This window comes from Streptomyces sp. NPDC043812 (assembly GCF_056436245.1).
The window spans coordinates 1-2,385 of the sequence record NZ_JBWKCY010000087.1 but is presented as its reverse complement, the minus strand read 5'-3'; the positions used below and the strand labels follow the sequence as shown (position 1 = coordinate 2,385).

General features: G+C 70.7%; 1 protein-coding gene and 1 pseudogene. Both read right to left on the bottom strand.

Annotation, left to right across the window (positions count from 1 at the left end; translation table 11 throughout):
- Positions 1-858 (bottom strand): helix-turn-helix transcriptional regulator (locus AC067Z_RS38770; RefSeq protein ID WP_478794338.1); only part of this gene is annotated, 858 nt, incomplete at its 3' end.
- 282 nt (positions 859-1,140) lie between these two features.
- Positions 1,141-2,385: pseudogene (locus tag AC067Z_RS38765) on the bottom strand (ABC transporter permease); the annotation flags it as partial.

The window sequence follows — 2,385 nt, the reverse complement described above, 5'->3', positions numbered from 1 at the left end:
CGTCCGCACGCTGATTCCCAGACGACGGGCCACGACCTCGTCCGCATGCCCCTCCGCCAGCAGCCGCGCGATCGCGAACTGGCGCTCCGAGACGCCCTCAGGTCCGAGCGGGGCGGGGGCCGATGCCTCGAGCGGCAGGGCCTGGTGCCAGAAGCGTTCGAAGAGGGAGATCAGGTAGTCGACCAGTGCGGGATGCCGCAGTTCGAGCGCAACGCGACGGTCGGGGCTCGCTGGCACGAAGGCGACCGTGCTGTCCATGATGAACATCCGCTGCGGTACGTCGCCCACACTGCGGACCTCGAACGCATCGCCCAACGCCGCCATGAAGCCGCGCAGCGCCGGGCTGTGCAACGCCGCCCTGCCGTACAGGCTGCGGGTGTGCACCCCGCGCTCCCGCAGTCGCAGCTGCCTCGGCAGCGCCTCCTCGAGGACGGCCTCGCTGCGCATCCCGGGCTGGATGCACAGCAATTCGCGCTCGCACGCGTTGGCTGCGCTCGCGATCGCTGCATTTATCCGGGTAAGTCCCTCCAGCACCACGATCCCGCCCGCATCAGCTGCCGGCAGCGCCTCCCCGAGCGCCTGGAACCGCTCCAGCGACCGGGCGACCTCCGCCTCCCGCGAGCGCTGCGTATGGATCTCCGCCTCGATGTCCCTGAGCGCCACATGGAGCACGACAGCGGGATCCGTCGGCCGAAGCCACTCCATCGCCTGCGGATCAGGGTGCAGCAGCCCCAGATCGATCAGACACGGCACCCCTGCGACCTCCTCCCGTCGGACCCCGCCCCGGCGCAGCGCCTCCCCGTAAAACGAGGCACCCGCCTCGCACAGCTCAGCGAGATCATGTGTGTGATGCACCATCCCCGTCCCCCCGGACCCCCACTTGGACCGCCACCCACTCCAACCGGTGATCCTACGAGGCCCGTTGGCGGGGACAGCCGTACTCGAGACGGTGACGGCCGTGGCCGTACGAGGGGGTCGTACGGCCACGGCCCGCGGCGCCCGACCTGGTCCCGCCGGGTCGCAGTCGACCCTCTCGCGGCCGCTGCGCAGCCGCCACCGTCATGTTGTTGCACTGCACGAAGCGGAGCCGTGCAAAGGCCGGTTGATCCGGCCCCCTATGGGCCACCTGTGCCGCCAAGGTCAGTCACCGCGGGGACGCCAGGCGCGGGCCTGCCGGACAGCCACGTTGGCCGCCCACAGCCACATGAGGACACTGACCACCAGGACGATCCCCGCCGCCGACCAGAGCAGTTCGCGCGTGATGTAGGACTCTCCGTCCGCGTTGACCGGGGCCGCAAGACCGGCAGCGACAACGCTTCCGACAAGGCCTGCCAGGGCCAGCGGGGTGAGGACGGACCACGCCGCGCTCGTACGGAAGACGCGCAGGCCGCCGGTGAGGACGGACAGGGGGGCGAGCGCACGTCCGTGGCGCAGGAATTCCGCCATGGCGCTGAGGCCGGCGGTCACGGCGAGCACGGTAATGCCGGTCACGCCGAGGAGGGTGCTCCAACGCCCCTGGTCCCGGTTGGGGATTCCGGCGGTCACCTGGTCCTCGCCCGGAGCACGGACTTGTGCGCCACGGGGGAACACCTCGTAGGACAGTCTCTTTACGGCGGCGGTGGAGAGGTCGCTTCCGTCGCGACGCAGGATGACGAGGGGGAAGTCCGCTTCTGGGGCCGCGGCGCGCTGTGCGATTTCGTGGGTGTCGGTGCGGTGGATGTCCAGGATCAGTTCGCCGTGCGGGGTCCATCGGATCAGTTCTTGCAGCCGGGGGTCCTCGGGTGCTTCGGTGATACGGCTTGTACTGGCGGGGCAGGGAAGTCGCAGGGCGGCGAGGGCGGGGCAGTCTCCGTACAGGGTCATGGGGCTGTCGGTGCTGTCGGGGCCGTCTGCCGGTGGGTCGAGAAGGACGGCTTCGGCGTCCGGCAGGCGGTCCAGGAAAGCGGTCATGTCTGCGGTGGTCACGTCGTCTCTGGCGCCGACGACGAGGGCGCTGCGGCCGATGCGGTCGAGGGTGTGCTGTGCTCCGGCGCTCTGTGAGCCGAACAGGCCCTGCCAGGCGACCGCCTGCATGAGGATGATGAGGGCCACCGTGACACCGGTGACCAGCCGGGCGGTGGCGCCGGGGTGGGTGTGGGCGCGGCGTCCTGCGACGAGGGTGCCGGGCAGGCCATGCGTTTGCCCCCGGCGGGTGAGGATGCGTCCGCCGGCTGCGGTGATGGTCGCGACGGCGGCGGGCAGGGTGACGATCGAGCCGGCGGTGCCTGCCCATCCGATGAGGATGCGCAAGGCGGATCCCTGCCCGGCGAAGTCGGGGCCGTACAGCGCGATGAGGAACATGACGGGGAACAGTGCGGCGATGCGGGGAAGCCAGACGGAGGGGGC